This is a genomic window from Hymenobacter sp. 5516J-16 (assembly GCF_022919335.1).
Lineage (GTDB): Bacteria > Bacteroidota > Bacteroidia > Cytophagales > Hymenobacteraceae > Hymenobacter > Hymenobacter sublimis.
In genome coordinates, this window is sequence record NZ_CP095058.1 from 4,266,341 (window position 1) to 4,286,614 (window position 20,274).

21 protein-coding genes and 1 pseudogene are annotated in these 20,274 nt (G+C 60.2%); 13 read left to right on the top strand and 9 right to left on the bottom strand.

Annotated elements, in window-relative coordinates:
* Positions 1-59: 59 nt before the first annotated feature.
* From MUN84_RS21120 to MUN84_RS21130, 3 genes are all read right to left on the bottom strand, one after another.
* The gene (locus MUN84_RS21120; protein WP_244695875.1) at positions 60-1,787 is read right to left on the bottom strand and encodes an Ig-like domain-containing protein; all 1,728 of its coding nucleotides are present in this window, start codon (positions 1,785-1,787) and stop codon (positions 60-62) included.
* Positions 1,784-4,102: an Ig-like domain-containing protein gene (locus tag MUN84_RS21125; protein WP_244695876.1), complete on the bottom strand. Its 2,319-nt coding sequence runs from the start codon at positions 4,100-4,102 to the stop codon at positions 1,784-1,786. The genes MUN84_RS21120 and MUN84_RS21125 overlap by 4 nt, the downstream gene beginning before the upstream one ends.
* Positions 4,103-4,556: 454 nt before the next feature.
* Positions 4,557-5,342, bottom strand: coding sequence for an oxygenase MpaB family protein (locus tag MUN84_RS21130; protein ID WP_244695877.1), 786 nt, complete (start codon positions 5,340-5,342; stop codon positions 4,557-4,559).
* Between the two features lie 137 nt (positions 5,343-5,479).
* Here MUN84_RS21130 and MUN84_RS21135 point away from each other — a divergent pair, with 137 nt between their 5' ends.
* On the top strand, positions 5,480-5,908 hold the full coding sequence (locus MUN84_RS21135) for a DUF2809 domain-containing protein (RefSeq protein ID WP_244695878.1): 429 nt from the start codon (positions 5,480-5,482) through the stop codon (positions 5,906-5,908).
* A gap of 148 nt (positions 5,909-6,056) precedes the next feature.
* Here the strand turns inward: MUN84_RS21135 and MUN84_RS24260 are convergent, their stop codons facing one another.
* Together MUN84_RS24260 and MUN84_RS21140 are read right to left on the bottom strand one after the other, a co-directional pair.
* Positions 6,057-6,440, bottom strand: a complete 384-nt coding sequence (locus MUN84_RS24260) for an aldehyde dehydrogenase family protein (protein ID WP_317239236.1) — start codon at positions 6,438-6,440, stop codon at positions 6,057-6,059.
* Positions 6,425-7,456 (bottom strand): aldehyde dehydrogenase family protein, encoded by a 1,032-nt coding sequence (locus MUN84_RS21140; RefSeq protein ID WP_317239033.1) that lies wholly within the window; start codon positions 7,454-7,456, stop codon positions 6,425-6,427. Before MUN84_RS21140 ends, MUN84_RS24260 begins: the two co-directional genes overlap by 16 nt.
* 250 nt (positions 7,457-7,706) lie before the next feature.
* On the opposite strand from MUN84_RS21140, the gene MUN84_RS21145 reads away from it, so the two are divergent.
* The 8 genes and pseudogenes from MUN84_RS21145 to MUN84_RS21180 all read left to right on the top strand — a co-directional run bounded on the left by MUN84_RS21145 (position 7,707) and on the right by MUN84_RS21180 (position 13,704).
* Positions 7,707-8,264 carry an RNA polymerase sigma factor gene (locus tag MUN84_RS21145; RefSeq protein ID WP_244695879.1) on the top strand — a complete coding sequence of 186 codons (558 nt, stop codon included), beginning with the start codon at positions 7,707-7,709 and terminating at the stop codon, positions 8,262-8,264.
* Positions 8,265-8,266: 2 nt separating this feature from the next.
* A complete protein-coding gene (locus MUN84_RS21150; RefSeq protein ID WP_244695880.1) occupies positions 8,267-9,166 on the top strand; it encodes an anti-sigma factor domain-containing protein in 900 nt (299 codons plus the stop codon).
* Positions 9,167-9,287: 121 nt separating this feature from the next.
* Positions 9,288-9,839: a heme NO-binding domain-containing protein gene (locus MUN84_RS21155; protein WP_244695881.1), complete on the top strand. Its 552-nt coding sequence runs from the start codon at positions 9,288-9,290 to the stop codon at positions 9,837-9,839.
* Positions 9,840-9,959: 120 nt separating this feature from the next.
* A complete protein-coding gene (locus tag MUN84_RS21160) occupies positions 9,960-10,292 on the top strand; it encodes an arsenosugar biosynthesis-associated peroxidase-like protein (RefSeq protein ID WP_244695882.1) in 333 nt (110 codons plus the stop codon).
* Between the two features lie 73 nt (positions 10,293-10,365).
* Positions 10,366-11,411, top strand: a pseudogene (gene arsS / locus MUN84_RS21165) (arsenosugar biosynthesis radical SAM (seleno)protein ArsS).
* 112 nt (positions 11,412-11,523) lie between these two features.
* A complete protein-coding gene (locus MUN84_RS21170; protein WP_244695883.1) occupies positions 11,524-12,072 on the top strand; it encodes a rhodanese-like domain-containing protein in 549 nt (182 codons plus the stop codon).
* Positions 12,065-12,721 carry a TIGR04282 family arsenosugar biosynthesis glycosyltransferase gene (locus MUN84_RS21175; RefSeq protein ID WP_244695884.1) on the top strand — a complete coding sequence of 219 codons (657 nt, stop codon included), beginning with the start codon at positions 12,065-12,067 and terminating at the stop codon, positions 12,719-12,721. The genes MUN84_RS21170 and MUN84_RS21175 overlap by 8 nt, the downstream gene beginning before the upstream one ends.
* A 188-nt stretch (positions 12,722-12,909) precedes the next feature.
* A complete protein-coding gene (locus MUN84_RS21180; RefSeq protein WP_244695885.1) occupies positions 12,910-13,704 on the top strand; it encodes a hypothetical protein in 795 nt (264 codons plus the stop codon).
* Here MUN84_RS21180 and mptB read toward each other — a convergent pair.
* The 4 genes from mptB to MUN84_RS21200 all read right to left on the bottom strand — a co-directional run bounded on the left by mptB (position 13,679) and on the right by MUN84_RS21200 (position 17,338).
* Entirely contained in the window at positions 13,679-14,998 is a 1,320-nt protein-coding gene (gene mptB, locus MUN84_RS21185) for a polyprenol phosphomannose-dependent alpha 1,6 mannosyltransferase MptB (protein ID WP_244695886.1), read from the bottom strand. The two genes, MUN84_RS21180 and mptB, sit on opposite strands and share 26 nt — an antisense overlap.
* 57 nt (positions 14,999-15,055) lie before the next feature.
* Entirely contained in the window at positions 15,056-16,348 is a 1,293-nt protein-coding gene (locus MUN84_RS21190) for a glycosyltransferase (protein WP_244695887.1), read from the bottom strand.
* A complete protein-coding gene (locus tag MUN84_RS21195) occupies positions 16,252-16,545 on the bottom strand; it encodes a hypothetical protein (protein WP_244695888.1) in 294 nt (97 codons plus the stop codon). The genes MUN84_RS21190 and MUN84_RS21195 overlap by 97 nt, the downstream gene beginning before the upstream one ends.
* A 79-nt stretch (positions 16,546-16,624) precedes the next feature.
* Positions 16,625-17,338, bottom strand: a complete 714-nt coding sequence (locus MUN84_RS21200) for a glycosyltransferase family 2 protein (RefSeq protein WP_244695889.1) — start codon at positions 17,336-17,338, stop codon at positions 16,625-16,627.
* Between the two features lie 197 nt (positions 17,339-17,535).
* On the opposite strand from MUN84_RS21200, the gene MUN84_RS21205 reads away from it, so the two are divergent.
* The 4 genes from MUN84_RS21205 to MUN84_RS21220 all read left to right on the top strand — a co-directional run bounded on the left by MUN84_RS21205 (position 17,536) and on the right by MUN84_RS21220 (position 20,269).
* Entirely contained in the window at positions 17,536-18,000 is a 465-nt protein-coding gene (locus MUN84_RS21205; RefSeq protein ID WP_244695890.1) for a peroxiredoxin, read from the top strand.
* 190 nt (positions 18,001-18,190) lie between these two features.
* A complete protein-coding gene (locus MUN84_RS21210; RefSeq protein ID WP_244695891.1) occupies positions 18,191-18,913 on the top strand; it encodes a hypothetical protein in 723 nt (240 codons plus the stop codon).
* Entirely contained in the window at positions 18,834-19,835 is a 1,002-nt protein-coding gene (locus tag MUN84_RS21215; protein ID WP_244695892.1) for an alpha/beta fold hydrolase, read from the top strand. Before MUN84_RS21210 ends, MUN84_RS21215 begins: the two co-directional genes overlap by 80 nt.
* A gap of 251 nt (positions 19,836-20,086) precedes the next feature.
* Complete coding sequence (locus tag MUN84_RS21220) at positions 20,087-20,269, top strand: hypothetical protein (RefSeq protein ID WP_244695893.1); 183 nt, start codon at positions 20,087-20,089, stop codon at positions 20,267-20,269.
* The last annotated feature ends 5 nt before the right edge of the window (positions 20,270-20,274 follow it).

Here is a 20,274-nt window from a genome sequence, read left to right on the forward strand (position 1 = left end):
AACACAACGCCCCAACCAAGCGGTTGGGGCGTTGTGTTGAAAGCTAAGTTTGTAGTTGGTTAGTGCTGAATTACCAGGCGTTTATTGATGACTTCTTTCTCCGTTACGAGACGCACCAGGTAGATGCCCTCGGCGTAGTCAGCGGCATTCCACTCTAAGGAAAGTCGCTGGCCCGCTGCCGATTGACCACTGCTGATGGTTTTGACCAGCGTGCCTTTCAGATCATAAATGGCCAGCGAGTAGGTAGCATCCTGGCCTAGCGCCACTTCTAGGCTCACCCGGTCCTGGGCTGGGTTCGGGGAAAGGGTCAGGTCGGTGGTCATTAGGGTCGATGGGCTGCTAGCAACACCGGCCGTCGCGGGCCGGGCTGCCACCGCCGAGCAGCTCCCGAGCTTGTCGCTGTGGCTGAGGTGGGCCGCCACGGCATTGGCGCTGATTTCCAGTACCTGCCCTTGGTGGCACACCAGCACTTTATCCGAATGCTTAAGGCCGCGAGCATCAATTACGGTGATGGTCACGCTGGCGTCGGCGGTGCAGCCGGCCGCGTTGCGGGCCGTGACCGTGAAGGTGTAGCGACCAGGAGCCGTGGGCGTAAACACCACGCTAGCACCGGTGCTGGCGCTCAGGCCAGCGGCTGGGCTCCAGGTGTAGCTTGCCGCCGCGGCCGCGCTGGCTGTCAGTTGCACACGCTGAGCGCCGTAGCCCAGATAAATAGTTGTGGCCGGGCCGCCGGTTTGCACGCTAGAGGAAGGCTGCACGGCAACAGTAGGAGCCACCTGGGCGGGCAAGTCCAGCTTACCGTCGCAGTTGCGGTCCTGGCCGCACACGTCCTGCGCCGCGGGGTTGATGGCCGCATTCTGGTCGTTGCAGTCGCCGGCCCGCAGGGTGTAGCCAGCGGGAGTAGCGCAGGCCGTTACCGTAGGAGCCCCAGCATTTCCAAATCCGTCGCCGTCAGCATCCGCGTAGAAAACCAGGCCGGGGTGCACGGCGGCATTGTTGTCGTCGCAGTCTTGGTCGGCGGGGTAGCCATCGTTGTCGGCGTCCGGAATAACGACGGTGATGGCCACGACTGCGGAGGTAGTGGATAGGTTTTTGTCGTCAAAAGCCTTGGCCGTGAGCGAGTAAGCGCCAGCGGATACGTTGTTCCAGGTAAAGCTAAACGGGGCCGTAGCATCGGAGCCGAGCAGGGTAGTGCCCTGGTAAAACTCTACTCTGCTGATGCTGCCATCGGTATCCGCGGCCGTAGCCGTGAGGGTAATGGTGGCCGGCGCCGAGAAGCTGGTGGCCGTGGGCGAAGTCAGGGCTACGGTAGGCGCCGCGTTAACGGGGGCTGCGCCGCAGCTGGCACCTACGGTGTACGCATGCGGGGTAGCGGCCGAGTTCCGCTCGAATCCGCCGGCGCCTACTTGGTAGGTGAAGTACACGTTTAGGACGGTGCCGCTGGTTTGGTTCGGTACGGTGTAGGTGAAGTCGCCGGCTGAATTTTTGGTCATCAGATAGCCGGGCCCGTTCACGTACACTATGGCCAAGTTGCCGCCTGCCGTAGCACCCAACGGGTGGAAGGTGAAGGCCACGTTGCTACCGCTGGTTACGGCTTTCCAGCTGTAGTCGCCGCTGGCAGCGGTGCCGCAGTAAGTAACGGGCGCTACTACCACGGGCTGGGTGTTGTAGTACACGTTGTCGAAGTAGAAGTCTGCTGCTGCGCCGGGGGCGTCGCCGGCAAACATCAGCGCCTGCTCCAAGGTCGCCCAGTCGAGGTTACCGAACGCCCGCAGCGGAATAATCACTTCGTGCCACTGTCCGTCGCGCTGCAGGCCATACTGGGTGGCGCCGGCCGGGAAATCAACCCAGCCTTCTGCCCGCCAGTTTTCACCCCAAATTTGAACTGCCCGGCGTAGGTAGTCTTAAACTGAAACTTGAGGGAGCCCTCCTTGAAAGCCGCCAGGTTCTTGATGTCGTTGGCAATGCCGAAGCCAAACCAGTTGCCGGCATTAGCGCGCAGGGCCAGTACGTTCGGCCCCTCGAAAGGGGTAGGGGAGGCAATGTTGCTGAGGTTGTTCCAGATATACAGATTAGCATCCTGACCCAGGGCCAGCTTGTCCGTAATCTGGGTGTTGTCCGTGTACACCCCGAAGTTGGGTCCCGCCATCACGTTGCTGCGGACCGTAACGCTCACTGGTGCCGAGGTAGCCGTGAGCTTGCCGTTGTCGGTTACTTTGGCGGTAAGCGAGTACGTGCCGGCCGCCACACCGCTCCACGTGTACGTGTAGGGGCTGGAGAAGTCAGTGCCCAGCAGGGTAATGCCGTTGTAGAATTCCACCTTGTACACCGTGCCATCGGCATCCGTGGCATTGGCTTCCAGCGTGATGGTGGCGGGCGTAGTGAAGCTATTGGAAGCAGAAGGCGCAGTGAGGCTGACGGCCGGCGCCGCGTTGTTTGGGGCGGCCACAAACACGGTAACCGGAGCCGAGGTAGTCACAACGCCTTCGTTGTCCGTAGCCTTGGCCGTAAGCGTGTAGGTGCCCGGCATTACGTTTTGCCAGGGCACGCTGTAGGGCGCCGTGGTAGCCGTACCAATGAGGGTAAAACCGCTGTAGAATTCCACCTTCGTAACCGAGCCGTTGGCGTCGGCGGCGTTGGCCGTGAGGGTAGGGCTGACCGGCGTGGTAAGCAACGCCTCGTTGGCGGGCGAAGTCAGGCTGACGGTGGGCGCGGGGTTGGTGGCCACGCCCCCGCTGTAGTAGATGTTGTCGAAGTAAAAGTCAGCCTGGCTGCTAGCTGCGTCGCCGGCAAACATAAACGTCTGCGTTACTGAGCCCAGGTCGCCGTTGCCAAAAGCCGACATCGGCAGCACCACTTCGTGCCACTGCCCGTCGCGCACTAGCCCGTACTTGCTGCTGCCCGCCGGAAAATCAATCCAGCTTTCGCCAGCGCCCGACTTAAGCCCAACCTTAAATTGCCCGGCGTAGGTAGTCTTGAACTGGAACTTGAGGGAGCCATTGGCAAAGGCCGCCAGGTTCTTCACCTGGTTATCAACTCCAAAGCCAAACCAGTTGCCTGCGTTGGCGCGCAGGGCCAGCACTTCCTGGCCCTCGAAGGGGGTAGCGCCGGCAATGTTAGTGAGGTTGTTCCAGAGGTAGAGGTTGGCGTCCTGCCCGTAGGCCAGGCGGTTGGTAATGGCCGGGTTTTCGGTGTAGATGCCAAAGTCGCCGGCAATGCTGTTGTTGGTGCCCAGGTACAGCTCGTCGCCGGGGCTCTGGTAGAGGCGGATGTAGTCGACCAGCATCTGGCCGGGTAGGGGGGCGGTAATGGCGTTCGGGTCGTAGATGCCGGTGTACTGCCCGCCCACGGCCAGGTTCAGCAGGATGTACTGCGCCTTGTGGAACTCCTCCAAATCAGCCGCCGCGGCCCGGGAAATATCAATGGCGTAGTACTCAGTGCCATCAATATACATCCGGATGAACTGGCTGTCCCAGCTCATGCGGTACACGTGGTAGTCGGCCGTCAGGTCGGTGGGGCTGTCGTAGTGGGTGTCGTAGGCGGCGTGGGAATCGGCGTTTTCCCAGTGGGTGGCCCCGCCCAACCGGCGGTTGGTAAGCCCGGCCTGAATGGCAGCGGCCGAGCCCATTTCCATAATGTCCACTTCCCCACTAGCCGGCCAAGTGCCCGAGGCGCCCAGCATCCAGAAGGCCGGCCACAGCCCGTTTTGCAGGTTGGGTACCTTAATGCGGGCTTCCAGGGTGCCGTATTTAAACTGCACGCGGCCCAGGGTTTTCAAGCGGGCCGAGGTAAAGGCCTTGCCCTGATAGTTTTCGCGCCGGGCCTCAATGATAAGGTTGCCGCCCTCTACGCGGGCGTTTTCAGGGCGGTTGGTGTACGTTTCCAACTCGCTGTTGCCCCAGCCGCACACGCCCTGAGCGCATCCGTCGCCCTGGTCAAAGGTCCACGTGCTGGGGTTAATAGTGGTGCCGTTGAAGTTTTCCTCCCAAACAAGCTGCTGCTGGGCCTGGGCGGGTAGCTGAGTTAGTAAACAGAGCCCGCCCAGCAAAGCCAAGCCTCGGGCACGGACTCGATGGACGTACTGGTAGAAAGTTCTTTTCATAACGGTGGGATTTGGAGAACAAAAAGGGTGAGGCAACAGGAGCGGAAGCCAGGGGTAATTGGCTGTAGTTCAGTAGGCAGATAGCCCGGGTAGCCGGGAGGTCATCATTTCCTTGAGAAGCGAGCCACGCAAAAATGAGCGATGGAAATGGGCCCGTGTGGTCTAGAAAATAATTCAACTAAGGCAGTGAATAATGCTAATGTATTTGCCTTTAGCGGCTATTTGCAAGCCTCGTTTCTTGCCTGCTCACCTCATTTCTTTGCCTTATCCACAAGCCAATACACCTACGGCACAAGCAAAAATACCTGCCAGCCGGGCCGTGTTGGCTCCGGTGGCAGGTATGCCGCGCCACTGTTTGGCGCTTAAAAAACAAATGCTTCGGCCCAGATTTTTTACGCTTGTAGTTAGGGAAGAGAGCCACTATGTGTCGCCACGCCTCGGGTAGCTGCCTGCCTTACGCCGCCAGCGGCCGCGCTGGGGCCGGCTCCCGGTCCAGCGCGCTGATCTGGGCCCGGTAGGCGGCTGGCAGTAAGCTGGTTTTCACCCATTTGCTTACAGCCAGGTGCTGCGTGCGACGGTAAATGGGCACAACGGGCTCCAACCAAGAGCGCCGACCCAACCGCAGCAACCCCCGAACTGGCGCGGGTACTACCAGCGCCTGCCCCTGTAGCAGCAGTTGGTACCGGAGTGGGCCCAAGTGCTTGCGGTACTGAGCGTACAGGTTGGTGGTGAAAGGGCTATGCGCTAAGTCCTGACTGAGGTGCTGTTCCCGGTCTAGGAGCCAGGCGGCGTACGTAGCTGGTAGCTCCGGAATGCCCATGCGCTGTCCTACCCGGCAGAACACAGCACAGACTTCGGCTTTTTCCGGCGCCGATAAAGGGCGCTCCAATAGCTCAAAGGCACGGATGGAGTAGTCAATAAGCATGTACAGCACGTCGCGGTAGGCCCAGGCCGGAATGCGCTGCCCCCGCTTAGCTTCCACGGCGGCGTGAATGGCCGCAATGGTGTCGATGGCCCGCTCGGCTTCGTGGCGCTCGGCAAACACAATCTGCCGGGCGTATTCTACCGTCGAGAACAGACGGCCCAGCGGATCGGCGGGCAGGCGGCCCGTGAAATACAGCCAGTCGACTGCCTTGTTCACGGCAAACTCGGCGGCCGCCCCCGCAAAAATGAACAGCACCGTATCAGCCTTTCCCCAAATGGTGCGCACCACCGATTCTTGGGCTACGAAATACTCCATGTTTTCCTTTCTTCCACGATGAAACGCACGAACTCCACCACCGGTGCCCGTTACGATGTAAGTAGTATTGCAAATTACTTTGAAACACAAAGTAAATACTAATTTTGGTTTTCGTTGGCTTTACTGGCTTAGGTGGCATGAAAAGAAATAGAATCTGGTATGCCGTGTTAGGCCTGCTAACCATAGGATTAGGGCTGGCCTCCCGCCAATTTGCCCCTCTACTGCCGGCTTGGATAGGAGCCTATGCCGGCGACGCACTGTGGGCGCTGCTAGTGTTCTGGCTGGTTGGCTTCGGCTGGCCGCGGTGGGGTAATAGTCGGGTTGCGGCCGTGGCCCTGGGCTTTGCCTTTTGCATAGAATGCAGTCAGCTCTACCACGTGCCTTGGCTGGATGCCTTGCGCCACACCCGGCCCGGCCGCCTCGTGCTGGGCCAGGGCTTCCTGTGGAGCGACTTGCTCTGCTACACGCTCGGGGTGTTAACAGGGGTAGGGCTGGAGCAGATTTGGCTGCGCCCAGCACGCCTCAGCTCCCTTCGCAATCCACGCACAAAGCCAGAGACATTTTGATTGTACTACCTTAAAAACGGTGTCTTTCCGAGTGGAGTGAGGAATCTAGGTTAGGCTCTTGCGTGCATCCCAGATTCCTCGCTCCGCTCGGAAGGACACCGTTTTTTGTTGGCGGATTATTGCCGGCAGCCGGCAGGCACTGGCCTGGCTATTCTACTTTCTTTCGAGCCTCTGGCTTGGTTTCCTTAGCCACCCAAATGGATTTCTGATTGACAAACTCCCGGATGCCAAGGTGGGAAAGCTCCCGGCCGTAACCCGACTTCTTCACGCCCCCAAACGGCATTTCCGGCGACGATTTCACCATGCTGTTTACGAACACCGCCCCGGCCTCCACGCGCCGCGCCAGCTCCTCGCCGCGCCTGACGTCGCGGGTCCAGACGGAGCCACCGAGGCCGAAGCGGGAATCGTTGGCAAGTCGGATGGCGTCGTCAGCATCTTTGGCTTCCAGAATAATGGCTACGGGGCCGAAAAACTCCTCTTCGTACGCGCGTTGGCCGGGCTTTACGTTGGTCAGGATTACGGGCCGAAACAGGGCGGTGCCGGGTTTGCTCTGCCCCCAAACAGCTCCACTTTCGCGCCTTGCTTCACGGAGTCTTCAACTTGCTGGGTAAGCTCGTCGGCCAGGTCGGGGCGGGCCAGGGGGCCGTACTGCGTGGCCTCGTCGAGTGGGTCGCCGGGGCGGAAGTTCAGCAGGTGGGTTTTCATCTTCGCCACGAATTCCTTGAGCACCGGCTTCTCTATAATAAAGCGCTTGGCGGCAATGCAGCTCTGGCCGGCGTTAATCATGCGGGCCTGGGCGGCGGTTTTGGCGGCCAGCTCCAGGTCGGCGTCGACCAGCACAATAAAGGCGTCGGAGCCGCCTAGCTCCAGCACCGTCTTCTTGATTTCGCGACCAGCGGTGGCAGCCACCTGCGCCCCGGCCGGCTCCGAACCAGTGAGCGTCACGGCCTTCACCCGATCATCTTCAATGAGCTTGCCTACCACATCAGAGCCGATGAGCAGGGCCCGGAAGGCAGCGGGCGGAAAGCCAGCATCATGGAAAATTTGTTCCAGAGCGAGGGCGCACTGAGGCACGTTGGAGGCGTGCTTAAGCAAGCCCACGTTGCCCGCCATCAGGGCCGGCGCGGCAAAGCGCACGACCTGCCAGAACGGAAAATTCCAGGGCATCACGGCCAGCACTACCCCAATGGGCTCGTGGGCAATAAAGCTGCGCTGGGCCTCGGTCTTGATTTCTTCATCGGCTAGAAAGTGCTCGGCGTGCTCGGCGTAGTAGTCGCAGGTGAGGGCGCACTTCTGCACCTCGGCGCGGCCATCCACTACGGGCTTGCCCATTTCCAGGGCCATGAGGCGGGCCAGCTCGTCCTGTCGCTCACGCAGCAGCGCGGCCGCGCGGCGCATCAGGCCGGCTCGGTGCGCAAACGAGGTAGTGCGCCACTCCCCGAAGGCCCGGTGCGCCTGGGCCAGAATACGTTCGGTTTTGCTCCAGCTGAACGCCCGGAACCGGCGCTCTACGCGGCCAGTGTACGGGTTGAAAGATTCAATTGCCATAAAGGGGTAGCGGTGGAGGTAGGGCCGGCGAAAAAGAAGGCCTATTAAGAAGAAATAAACAAGTAAACCGCTTCCGTGGTTAACCTCGGCTGTGGTAACTTCGGCTAGTTAAGGGCCGTAGCAAGATGTTCAGGTGCGTGGATTGCACTTTTTAGGTGCCTGCGTGTCGAAATGTAAGTTTATCCAGTACTTTCGTTTCATCCGCGGGGCTGGCATTGCTACGCCGCCCTGTTTCCATTAGTTGCTGCCCGTGTCTGTTCCTACTTCTGAGTCAGCTGCCCTCGAAACTGAAGTTCTGCTCGTGCAACGCCTGCGCGACCGGGACGAAGGGGCCATGACCATCTTCTACGACAAGTACTCCGCAGCTTTGTTCGGTGTGATTATGCGCATCGTCAAGAAAGAAGAAATTGCGGAGGATGTTTTGCAGGAGGCCATGGTCAAAATCTGGCACTCATTTCCCTCCTACGACGCCGAAAAAGGGCGTTTGTTTACCTGGGTGATGAATGTGTGCCGAAATTTAGCCATCGACAAAATCCGCTCCCGACAGTACCGCGTAGGTAGTCGTACGCAGCCAATCGAAGAAAGTGCAGCGCTGCGCCAGGCCGCCGAACCTTCGTTCCGGCCTGAGCACATTGGCTTGCAGGAAATGACGCGCCAGCTGAATCCGGAGCAGCGGCAAATCGTGGACCTGCTTTATTTCGGCGGATTTACGCAAAGCGAAGTGGCAGAAGAACTCAACCTCCCGCTCGGTACGGTGAAAACCCGCGCCCGGGCGGCCATCAAAGTACTTTCTAAATTGATTCGGTAATCGTGAACATCCAGGAATATATCGAATCTGGCATCCTTGAGGAGTACGCTCTGGGCGTACTCAACGAGGTCGAGCGCGCCGAAGTCGAGCGCATCGCACGGGAGCATCCGGAGATAAACCGGGAGCTGAAAACAGTTATTGCGAGCTTGGATGCCTACGCCGAAGCCCACGCCCTGACCCCACCCACCGACATGCGGGAACGGGTATTGGCGGGCTGGCAGCAAGCCATTCAAGCCGCGGAGCAAACCCCCAGCCTTCCTGCTTCGGACGGCAGCTCGACGCCGCCCCGGATGGTCGCTTCGGCCCCCGCCGCGGCGCCAGCTGCTACCCCCGCTGGGGAGGCTGTAGTTCGGCAAATGCCGGTTGAAACTGCCAGCGGCAGCCGTACGCGGTGGCTGATTGCAGCTTCGGTGGCCCTGTTGGTACTGAGTGCTTTAGGTAACTTTTTGCTGTACAACCGCCTGCGCGAAACGGAAGCCAATCTGGAAGTAGCCCAAACGGAACAATCGCGCTACGCGGCTACCCAGAAAGCGGCCCTGAACGAACGGGATCAGCAGCTTTCTGTTCTGCGTAACCAGGCCTTCCGCACCGTGGACCTGAAGGGTACGCCGAAGGCTCCAGATGCTCTGGCTCGCGTGTACTACAACCCGCAAACCAAAGCAGTGTACGTGGATGTTCGCAACCTGCCCGCACCACCAACTGGCAAGCAGTACCAGCTCTGGGCCCTCGACAACGGCAAGCCCGTTGACGCCGGGGTACTAGCCAGCACCACGGCCAGCGGCGACAGCATTCAGCAGATGAAGGACATAGCCAGCGCCCAAGCCTTTGCCATGACGGTGGAGGATGAAGGTGGGGTAGCCTCGCCCACCCTGAGCACCATGACCGTAATCGGCAACCTGTAGCGGCAACGCGAGGGTAGAAGAAGGAGCAGGCGGCGTAAGCTGTCTGCTCCTTCTTCTGTTCAGGGCTGGCAGATAACTGGTTTTCGGCTATCTTCCGATTCTAACTCCAGTTACCCAACCCGTGCACGGAACCATCTTTACGCTTCTCAAGCGCTACGTCCAGACCCAGTACGACCATAGTACCTGGATTCAGCTGCTGGAAAATTCGGGGCTGACGGCTACCGATTTCGACCACAAGCATGTGTACCCCGATGAGCATATGTACCAGTTGGTAGGCCAGGCCGCCGAGATGACCGGGCTGTCGGCGGATGAACTGCACGAAAAGTTTGGCGAGTACTTGGTGCCGGACCTGATGTACATGTATCAGCGGTTGGTGCAGCCCGGCTGGAACACGCTCGACATGATTGAGCACACCGAAAACACCATGCACCGGCAGGTGCGGAGCGAGCACGCCGAAAACGCCCCGCCCGTGCTGCACGTTACCCGCATCAGCCCCGACGAGTTGTTCATCGACTACGTGTCGAAGCGGCGGATGGGGGCGCTGGCCGTAGGTATCGTACGCGGCCTGGCCACGTACTTCGATGAAGCCGACATCATCAAAGTGGAGCCCACTACCAATGAAAACGGCGAAGAAGTGCGCATTCGGGTACGACGGATAAAACCTGCGGCCTAGTTAAACGCTTACTAGCTATGCTGCCAGTTGAGTGTGTTGGGTAGCCGCCCGCGCAGCTACTCCGCTCTGCGGGAATCAATTTACTTTCAACTTCTTTCACCACAGGTTAAACATCTGAATATGAGCACGTACTACAATCCTGCGGATCTGGCCAAGTTTGGTAACATCACGGAGTGGCAGTCGGAAATGGGAAACAAGTTCTTCGCCTACTACGCCGAGGTGTTCAAGGACGGAGCCCTAACCGAGCGGGAAAAATCCCTGATTGCGCTGGCCGTGGCTCACGCCGTGCAGTGCCCTTACTGCATTGATGCCTACACTTCCGACTCCCTGCAGAAAGGCGCTGACGAGGCCCAGATGATGGAAGCCGTACACGTAGCTGCCGCCATCAAGGGTGGGGCCGCGCTGGTGCACGGCGTGCAGATGATGAACAAAGCCAAGGAGTTAAGCATGTAGTCAGCTGCCCTTGGGGCGTGTTGCTTACAGGAGCAGCGAACTACCCCGTTGGCTTACGAGTTAATAGCCCATGATTAAGTCCCTGCTGGCCCGGCACGCCCCCTTGGCCGATACGGCCTACCAGCTTACCGTCCTGACCCAGGCCGAGGCGGAAGGCGCGCATCTGCCGTCTTTTGCCCACAAACTGCAACAGAGCGGCTTGCTACCCTTGCTGCCAACTGGCCTGAGTGTCATGCAGATCAACGTGGGCAAGATGTGCAACCAAGTCTGTAAGCACTGCCACGTAGATGCCGGCCCCGACCGCACCGAAATCATGACCCGGGCCACCATGCAGCTCTGCCTCGATGCCCTGGCCCGCACCGACATTGCTACCGTGGACCTGACCGGCGGTGCCCCGGAGATGAACCCGGATTTCCGCTGGCTGGTGGAACAGATTTCGGCGCTGGGGCGAGACATCATTGTGCGCTGCAACCTGACCATCATCGTGGCCAACAAGAAGTACCACGACCTGCCCGAGTTCTTCGCCCGGCATCGGGTGCGGGTGGTGTCGTCGCTGCCTCACTTTTCGGCCGGCCGCACCGATGCCCAGCGGGGGAAGGCGTGTTTGAGCGTTCCATCCGGGCCTTACAAATGCTGAATGCCGTCGGCTACGGCCAGGAAGGCTCGGGCCTGAGCTTGGACTTGGTGTACAACCCCGCCGGAGCCTTTATGCCGGGTAGCCAGGCAGGCCTGGAGCGGGAGTTCAAGCAGCGCCTGGGGCGGGAGTACGGTATTGTGTTCAATAACTTGCTGACCATCACCAATCTACCCGTTAGCCGTTTCCTGGAGTATTTGCTAGAAAGTGGCAACTATGAGGGCTACATGGAAAAGCTGGTGGCGGCCTACAACCCAGTGGCCGCTGCCAACGTCATGTGCCGTTCTACCCTCAGCATTGGCTGGGACGGGCAGCTCTACGACTGTGACTTCAACCAGATGCTGGACCTGACCGTAGCCAGCCCGGTGCAGCACATCCGGGACTTTGATGAGGCTGTGCTCAACGCACGGGCCATCGTCATCAACCAGCACTGCTACGGCTGCACCGCCGGCGCCGGCTCGAGTTGCGGCGGCGCAACCACCTAATAATCAGCCTCGCTCAGCGAAGCTTGTTTTCCATCGACTGGTGGTTGCTCCTTGGCTGAAGGGGAGTTAGCCACCATGCCAACGAGTTGCCTCCGGGCGCACAGAAACGCACATGAAACGAGGCTCCAGCCTGCTTTTAGGATTCCTGGCCGCTGCGCTAACTGCCTGCGGTCAGCAGACCGGCTCCACTACTTCCGCTTCTGCCTCTACCTCTACCATGACGGCTTACGACCACATGCTGCGCCTGCTCTACAAACAGACGGTGCCCGTGGTGCAGCCCGCCGCCTTGGCTGCTAGCCTGCAGCGCAGCCCCGCCGCCGTCGTGCTCCTAGACGCTCGCACCCCGGCCGAATACCGGGTAAGCCACTTGAAAGGAGCACGGTTCGTAGATTTTGACCATTTCCGTGACACCGATTTGCGGCAGTTGCCGCGCACCCAGCCCATAGTGGTGTATTGCACCGTCGGAGCCCGGAGCGAGCAGGTAGGGGCCTGGCTGCGGGAGCGGGGCTTTCAGGATGTGCGCAATTTGTACGGCGGTATTTTTCAGTGGGTTAACAACGGCTATGGGGTAGTAAATGCGCATGGTCCCACTACCAATGTGCACCCCTATTCCGTAATGTGGCGCCCCTGGCTGAAGCAAGGCAACCCGGTCTATGAATAACGATTTCGTGGCTCCTCCGGCACTTAACCACTTGATTGTCTTTGCCCGCCTGCCCGAAATGGGGCGCGTGAAAACGCGGCTCGCGGCGGACATCGGGGCCGAACCCGCCTTGAGCATTTACCGCCAACTGCTGGCCCACACCCGGGCCGTGGTGGCTCCGCTGCCGGTGCATAAAACCGTGTGGCTGGCCGAAGCCGGCCCCGCCGCTGACCTGACTGATGCGTGGCCAGGCTACGAGCAGCTGGCCCAGCCCCCAGGCGACCTGGGTGAGAAAATGCAGGCGGCTTTTGCCCACGACTTTGATCGGCAAGCTGCCGCCGTGGTCATCATCGGGACGGACTGCCCGGGCCTGACTACCGCCCACCTGACAAATGCTTTCGAGGCCTTACGCACCCACGATGTAGTGCTCGGGCCCGCCACCGATGGAGGTTACTACCTGCTGGGAATGAAGCAACTGTGGCCGAGCTTGTTCACGGGCAAAAGCTGGAGCACCGATACTGTGTGCGCCGCTACGGTAGCCGACGCGCAGCAACTAGGCCTGCGCCTCCAACTGCTTTCTGAGCTGAGCGACATTGATACCGGAGCTGATCTGCGCGCCTGGGAAACCAGCACGGGGAAAACATTTGGGCAGGGTTTGCGCGTACTGTAGCGCATTCCTGAGCTAGTGTTTTCCTGCATGCGTATAGTTGCCGTAGTAGTGGGCGGCGCCCTGGGCGCTGGTCTGCTGTCCTGTTCCCCTGATTCCGGTAGCAAACCGGCGGCTTCCGTGGCTGCCCCGGAAGTTGCAACCGAAAACCCGCTGACCCGGCGGGGTGGCCCCTGCGCCAGCAATGGGCCATGGATCGGCTGTGGGAAGATGGCAAGGCGGAGGTGGCTACCTACGAGGCGGAGCGGGTAGTGTACGGGGAGCCGCGCCGGTTTGAATACACGCTTATCACGGTAAAGGAAGAATTCAGCCAGCAGTACAATGTCAAGACCGACGACCGGCAGCGCAAGGACGTGTTTCCGGTGATGAAGGTGAATCAGTTCTGTACCATTCCTACGGAGCAGTATCCTTATCACTTCCTGACTTCCCTGTTCTTTCGACGCGACCAGCCGGCCCAGCTTCACAAGCTCACGACCTCCTCGCAGGAGTGGTGCGGCAACACGTTTAAGACCATCCTAGACGACGGGATGCAGTACGTGCAAACCTATAACTCTTACTGGGACGGTCAGGGGGTAGGGCAGCGCCAGCTGCGGCGGGTGGTGCTGTTCGAAGATGCCCTGCCTTACACACTACGCAGTCTGCGCTTTGAAACCCTTCCCACCTTCAAGGCCGATGTGTACGAGCTGCAGCAAACCAACCAGGCCACGCCGCCGGTGCTCTACCCCGCCCACATCCGCACGGAAGACGCCCTAACGGCGGACACGTCCGAGCCTGCCTGGCGGGTGACCGTCACGCTGACCAATCAAAAGCGAAATGTGTATTGGTTTGGCAAACAGTACCCCAATGTGCTGCTGCGTCAAACCACCTGGGATGGCCGAACCCTTCAGCTCAAGCAAGTGCGTCGTTATGTGTACTGGCCCGTGGCACCGGCCGCCGCTACCGCCCCTGATAGTGCAGCCGCTACGCCTGCCGCGGCTGCACGCTAAACCGGCCCTGCCAGCCATCAGCGGCTAGTACTGCCAGCAGCAGGCCGTATTCCAGCGCCACTAGCCCCAGGTTCTCAGTATATGCTGGGGTGCGGTAGGCGGCGTAGGACAGCACGGCTAGTCCCGACCACGCCACGGGGTAGCGCAGGCGGGTGAATACCCCCAGGGCTACCAGCGGCGTGATGTACCACGGATGCACCGTAGTGGCCAGCAGAAAGTACAGCGTCAGGAGTAGGAGTAGAGTGCGGGGGAGGGTTACCCAAGTGGGTTGCCGCTCGCGTGAGGCCAGTACCAGGCTACCCAAGGCCGTAGTGCAGGCCAGCGCCGGCCCAATGCGGGCAATATCGTTGTAGCCCTTGTACCACTGGCCCGCGGCCCGCAGTAGGTAATACACGCTGGCATTGAACTCGAAGGAGCGAAAGTACAGCGTAAGACTGCGCCCGATATTGCGAAACAGCTCGACGGAGAGAAAGGGTGCAAACAGCACCAGCAGCCCCACCGCCAGCGCTGCCAGGAAGCCTAGCAGTTGCCCTCGACCCAGACGGCGCACCAGCAAGGGCAGCACCAACAGAGGTAGTAGTTTGGTGGCAACAGCCAGCGCCAGTGCCCCGCCTGCCCGCGCTAGCTGGCCGCGGGTAGCCAGCCAGAGCATAAGCAGCAGAAAGCTGATAACCAGCGCCTCAAAGTGCAGATTACCAGTTAGCTCTATTAGCACGAGGGGATTGAGCAAGTACCACAAAGCCAGCTGCTCCGGCAAGTTAAACCGCCGCAGCAGGGCCAGCAGCAGCAGAGCGGTGCCCAGTTCGGCCCCAATAATGAGCACCCGCAAGACCACCACGAACCCAAGCGCCGAGGTCGGGAACAGGCTCGCTGCCGCCCCAAACGCCGCCTGACAGACCGGCGGGTACACCGAGTAGTAATGCGGGGAGTTAAGCCGCGGGTACAGCTCGGCCACCAGTTGGGCCGGGAGGGGCCCCGCGGGCGTCAGCAATTCGTCGGGCCGGAACTGATACGGATTGACGCCGTGCGCAACTAGTAGGCCGTCCCACCGAAAGCGGTAGTAATCGTCGGAGAGGGTAGGGAGGGCCGGCAGCCAGAGCAGGCGCAACAGCAGTGCCGCCACTAAACCCTGGCGCAGCGGCAGCCCGGCGCGCATCATCCAGCCGTATAACCCAAACGCCGCAATCAGCACCCCCAGCAGCTGCCCAAACTCCGGCCTTGGCGTGGCATAGGCCAGCACCCCGTACAGCAGGGCGCTACTGCCCAGCAGCAGAATACGAACGGCGGGTTTCATGCAATTGGGTAGAACAGACAAGTGGCGTAGAAGTGGTAGTTGCTTCCGCTTCTAAAGCTAGGCGGCGTGCCGCAAGGAGTAGTAAAATACCAGGCCGTAGCCCGTGGCAAGGAGCAGATGGGTAGGTAGCAGCCCGAACTCACGCAGATACACACCCGCTCCTATTCCGACCAGAAAGTACAGGCACAACAGGCCTTCCAGGAGGGTCAGGCCGCTGCGCAGGCGGCTGGTACGGTAGCGGCGGCCGCGCCAAGCCCCCGGCTGCTGCATCAGCCCCAGCTTGGGCGTGCGAATAAACGCAGTGCGCTGCCCCAGCAACCCGAGCAGAACCGCCCGGGAGTTATGCAAGGACAAGCCCATGGAAAACGCCAGAAACAAAAGCAGTTGCCTCATAAAGCCAGGCCGGGGCGCTGGCCGGTCGAGGGCTGCCCGCTGCCAAGCCGTACGGAAATAGAAAACCAGGGGAACGAGCACCACTAGAAAGGCCGTGGCCATCTGGAAGGCTGGCTCCAACTGCGGCACCCGGGCCCGCATAAACACTAGCGGCACACTCAGCACGGCCATCAACAGAATAGCCAGAAACACGGTGCTGTTCAATAAATGGAAGGTGGCCTGCAAGCGGGTGACCAAGGGCTGATCCGAGCGCCAAACAGCGCCTAAATGCTTACGAGCCGTTTCGGCGCCGCCCTTGGTCCAGCGGAACTGCTGCGACTTCAGGGCGTCCATGGTGGCGGGCAGCTCCGCTGGGGCCGCAACTTGCGGCAGGTAGCGGAAGTGCCAGCCCCGTAGCTGGGCCCGGTAGCTCAAGTCGAGGTCCTCCGTCAGGGTATCGGCGTGCCAGTTGCCGGCGTCCTCAATGCAGGCGCGCCGCCATACTCCCCCGGTGCCATTGAAATTCAGGAAGTGCCCGCCCTGCTGCCGGCCTACCTGCTCCACGTAAAAGTGGGCGTTCAGGGCAAAGGCTTGCAGGGAGGTCAGCAGGGAATACTCCTCGTTGAGGTGGCCCCAGCGAGTTTGCACTACTCCAGTGCGGGTATTTTCCGCCTCATCAAGGTAGAAATGAGGTACTACCTGCTCTAAAAAATCGGGCTGCGGCACGAAGTCGGCGTCAAATATGGCAATTAGCTCCCCCTCCGTGCGGGTGAGGCCGTAGGCCAAGGCCCCAGCCTTGAAGCCCGTGCGGGTAGCCCGGCGCACATGGTCGATGTGCACACCCTGGGCGCGGTAGTGCGCTACCCGGGCGGCAACTAGCGCTACGGTTTCGTCGGTAGAATCATCGAGAACTTGTAGGTGCAGGCGCCCAGCAGGGTAGCGCAGGGCCGCGCAGGCATCGAGCAGGCGTTCGGCCACAAATACCTCGTTATAGAGGGGAGCTGCACCGTTACCAGCGGCCATTCGGCCGGGGTAGGTGGGGGTGGGCTGGGGGGAGCAGCGTGGGCCCGGCGGGCCAGCCGAGTAAGCTGCCACTGGCCCACGCTAAAGCCCAGCAGCAGCAGCAGGCAAAGCCCGTACAACCCAATCAGCAACAGTTGTAAAGCAGGTAGCAAGCAGCCAGGGAAAAGAAAAAGAGGAAAGGAAACGGTGAGGCAGCACTGGCGCAAAACGGCCTGAAGGCTGGAGGCCGGGTTACAGGTAGCGGAAAATAGTCCACAGGATTTTATAGCCCGCCCCCAGCGTCCCCTTCACCGTCCCGGATACCTTACTTACGCCAATCCGCCGCCGGTAGCGCACGGGCACCTCCGTGCAGCGGAGCCCCAGTTTGGCCGCCTTCAGCTGCATTTCCACCGTCCAGCCGTACGTGGTATCCTGCATGCCGATGCGAAGCAGAGCCTCGCGCCGTACCGCCCGAAACGGCCCCAGATCGGTGAACTGGGCTCCGTAGAGGTAGCGCAGCAAGGTAGTAGCCAGCCAGTTACCGAATAGTTGCTGGGGTAGCATGGAGCCGGCCTCCCGCTGGCCCAGGGCCCGGGAGCCAATCACCACATCGGCTTCCTGCCGCAGTAGCGGGGCCACCAGCGCCGTCATATCGGCGGGGTAATCGGAGTAATCACCGTCCAGAAACACAATGATATCTGGTTGCTCGGCCGGGGGGCGGCCGTAGCAGCGGGCCATGCCAGCCAGGCAGGCGTGGCCGTAGCCGGGGCGGGGCTCGCGCAGCACGGTAGCCCCGGCCGCGGCGGCTACCGGGCCGGTCTGGTCGCGGGAGTTGTTGTCCACCACAATTACTTCGCGCACCAGCCCCGCCGGAATTTCGGCCAGTACCCGGGCAATGGACTGTTCTTCGTTGTAAGCAGGAATAATAACGTCGATGACGGCCAGCGGCAGAGGAGCAACAGACATGGGTGGGGCAGGGTTGAGCCTGCAAAGATGCGCAAGTGTCCCGCTTCCAGCCTCACCACCCGGTCACTACCCGTCAGCAGCCCCTGAACTTCGGGCTTCACTGGCGGCTAGCGCCCCTGTGGGCGTCTTGTTCCGGCCCCGGAACAATGGTCCCCAATGCTGAGTTAGCCGTATACTTCGGCTTTACCCGTGTTTTTATGCTCCAGATTGGCGACCAAGCCCCCGATTTTACCCTCCGTACCACCACCGGCGAAACCTTTCGCCTCCGCGACCAGCGTGGGCAGCGCAGCGTAGTGCTGTACTTCTACCCCAAAGATGATACGCCCGGCTGCACCGCCGAAGCCTGCTCCTTCCGCGACCAGTACCAGGATTTTCAGGACCTGGGGGCGGAAGTAGTGGGCGTGAGTTCCGATAGTGAAGCCTCCCACCAAAAGTTTACCCAGAAGCACCGTTTGCCCTTCCCCTTGCTGGCCGATGCCGGCGGGCAGGTGCGCAAGCTCTACGAGGTGCCCCGGGCCCTGCTAGGGCTGCTACCTGGGCGTGTAACCTTTGTAATCGACAAACAGGGAGTTATTCAATATATTTTTAATTCCATGAGCCGGGCCACCGACCATGTAGCCCAGGCCCGGGAAGTTCTGCGAAAACTTGACGGTAGTCACTAGGGCCGAGCTTCCCGATTAGCTACTTTTGCTTCTCTCCGTACTGTTGAGCTTTGGCCCGTAGGCAGTACAAGCGAATCTTCTTTTGTGGCGCGGCCTAGCCGGGCAAAGGCTTGGCCGGGTGTCTCTTAAGGCAGGGCAGGCGGGAAGAAGCCGGCGAAACCGGAATTATAGTTGCGTATCGTAGTTTAGTATGCCCAGTTTGTTTCAAGAAGTGTTTGAGCGCGCCCGGCGGGAAAAGCGGCTGTTAGGAGTGCGTAGTAGCCAAGGCGACCCGTCCCGCTTTTCGGTGGGCTACGTGCTAAGCTACTCCGAGGAGGTAGTGGTGCTGCGCATCATCAACCGCGACGGTATGCCCACGGCCATTCAGTCCTTTAACCTGCTGGACGTCTTTCAGCTCGATTTCGATGACCAGTATACCCGTCACGTCGAATTCAAGGCCGATAACCTGGATAAGGTATACGCGGGGCTGAAGTCGCCGGCTTTTCTGGAGCAGGAAGACCTGACGGTGCCCCTGCTGCTGGAACGGGCCCACCAAGCCGGGCAACTAGTAAACGTGTACACCCACCTGAGTATGGATTACTACGGCTACGTGCGCCAGCTTACCCAGGAGCACGTGCTCATGGAATGCTTCACCGAGTATGGCCTGCCCGATGGACTGGTGGTGTTTCGCATCGAGGACGTGCGCAACTTTATCTGGAGCAACGAGGACACCCGCGTGCTGGAACTGCGCCTAAAGCAACGCGGCCCCTGGGAGCCTAGTAAGCGGCAGCGTAACCTCCGGGCCGAAAAGACGGTTGGAAGAAGCTACCGCTTCACTTTCGTTTTCCTGGCTCATGTTACGTTTTCTTTCTTACTGCCTGTTGTTGCTCGTGTGCGTTACCACTTCTGCCGCGGCTCAAGCTACTGCCCCTAGCAGCCTCAACGCTACCCTCGACGGCTACGACTATCCTTTTCCTGTCCGCTACCTGCCGCTGACGATTGAGGGGCAGCGCCTGCGCATGGCCTACATGGATGTGGCCGCTACTGGCAAGCCGAATGGCCGCACGGTAGTACTGCTGCACGGCAAGAATTTTTTTGGGGCCTACTGGCGCGAAACCATCAAAGCTTTACGGGAGGCCGGGTTTCGGGTGGTGGTGCCGGACCAAGTAGGCTTTGGCAAATCAGATAAGCCCGACATTCATTATTCCTTTCATCAATTGGCCCTGAACACCCGGCGCCTGCTCGATACGTTGGGCGTGCGGCAGGTAGTGGTGGTAGGCCACAGCATGGGCGGCATGCTAGCCACCCGTTTTGCCCTGCAGTACCCGCAGCTCACGGAGCGGCTGGTGCTGGAAAACCCCATTGGGCTGGAAGATTACCGCCTGGGCGTACCCTATCAAACCATCGCTCAGGCCGAGGCCACGGAGCGCAAAAGCACCGAGGAGAGCATCCGGAAGTACCACGCCACTTACTACCCCCACGGCTACCCCAAAGCCCACGACGAGTGGCTGCTACCCCTAACGGCCCAAACCCGCCACACCGATTTTCCGCGGGTAGCCCGCGCCAACGCCCTGACCTTCGATATGATTTATCAGCAACCCGTGAGCTACGAGTTCAGCCGGGTGCAGGTACCTACACTGCTTATTATCGGGCAAGACGACCGTACAGTGGTGGGCAAGGGCCTGATCAAGAACCCTGCCGTGCTGGCCCGTATGGGGCAATACCCGGAGTTAGGCCGCCGGACGGCCGCCCAAATCAAAGGGGCCAAGCTAGTGCCGCTAACCGGGGTAGGCCACATCCCGCACCTGGAAGCCACGCCGCAGTTTTTGGCGGCACTGCTGGCGTTTGTGCGCTAGGCAGCGCACCAGGTCTAGGCTACCACCGCTGTGTAGCTTGCAACCTTATGCGTTAAGTATGGATCTAATTGCTGGATAATGATACAGTTATGCAAAATATTCTGATCCTCTGCTTAGGTGGACTGGCGTTTTCAGCCTCAGCTCAAACATCTCCTATAACTGCTCCTAAGGAAAACACCCGCCTCAAAGTAGGAGCGAATCAGCCACCCACTCGCTTGTCGTACGGCCGCAGGCTAGATAGTAAAGCACTGTTGCAGAAGCGCTTGCAAAGCGGCGTTTCCGGAACGGCGCCAGAGAGTTACCACACCCAGCCCCACGCCATGCGGGTAGTAACACCTGATACGGCTGGTCGAAAAATCAACCGCATGCGACTGCCTGCTCCCACTACGCAAAGCGGGGTAGTGCCCTTGCCGCCCCAGCGGAAAGTAGAGTAATAGAA

Coding starts and splice junctions, on each gene's coding strand:
- MUN84_RS21210 (WP_244695891.1), top strand. CDS start 18,191: ATGCCCAGTTTGTTTCAAGAAGTGTTTGAGCGCGCCCGGCGGGAAAAG.
- MUN84_RS21130 (WP_244695877.1), bottom strand. CDS start 5,342: ATGGAGTATTTCGTAGCCCAAGAATCGGTGGTGCGCACCATTTGGGGA.
- MUN84_RS21175 (WP_244695884.1), top strand. CDS start 12,065: ATGAATAACGATTTCGTGGCTCCTCCGGCACTTAACCACTTGATTGTC.
- MUN84_RS21125 (WP_244695876.1), bottom strand. CDS start 4,102: ATGAAAAGAACTTTCTACCAGTACGTCCATCGAGTCCGTGCCCGAGGC.
- mptB (WP_244695886.1), bottom strand. CDS start 14,998: ATGAAACCCGCCGTTCGTATTCTGCTGCTGGGCAGTAGCGCCCTGCTG.
- MUN84_RS21160 (WP_244695882.1), top strand. CDS start 9,960: ATGAGCACGTACTACAATCCTGCGGATCTGGCCAAGTTTGGTAACATC.
- MUN84_RS21180 (WP_244695885.1), top strand. CDS start 12,910: ATGGATCGGCTGTGGGAAGATGGCAAGGCGGAGGTGGCTACCTACGAG.
- MUN84_RS21205 (WP_244695890.1), top strand. CDS start 17,536: ATGCTCCAGATTGGCGACCAAGCCCCCGATTTTACCCTCCGTACCACC.
- MUN84_RS21140 (WP_317239033.1), bottom strand. CDS start 7,456: ATGGCAATTGAATCTTTCAACCCGTACACTGGCCGCGTAGAGCGCCGG.
- MUN84_RS21215 (WP_244695892.1), top strand. CDS start 18,834: ATGTTACGTTTTCTTTCTTACTGCCTGTTGTTGCTCGTGTGCGTTACC.
- MUN84_RS21200 (WP_244695889.1), bottom strand. CDS start 17,338: ATGTCTGTTGCTCCTCTGCCGCTGGCCGTCATCGACGTTATTATTCCT.
- MUN84_RS21135 (WP_244695878.1), top strand. CDS start 5,480: ATGAAAAGAAATAGAATCTGGTATGCCGTGTTAGGCCTGCTAACCATA.
- MUN84_RS21170 (WP_244695883.1), top strand. CDS start 11,524: ATGAAACGAGGCTCCAGCCTGCTTTTAGGATTCCTGGCCGCTGCGCTA.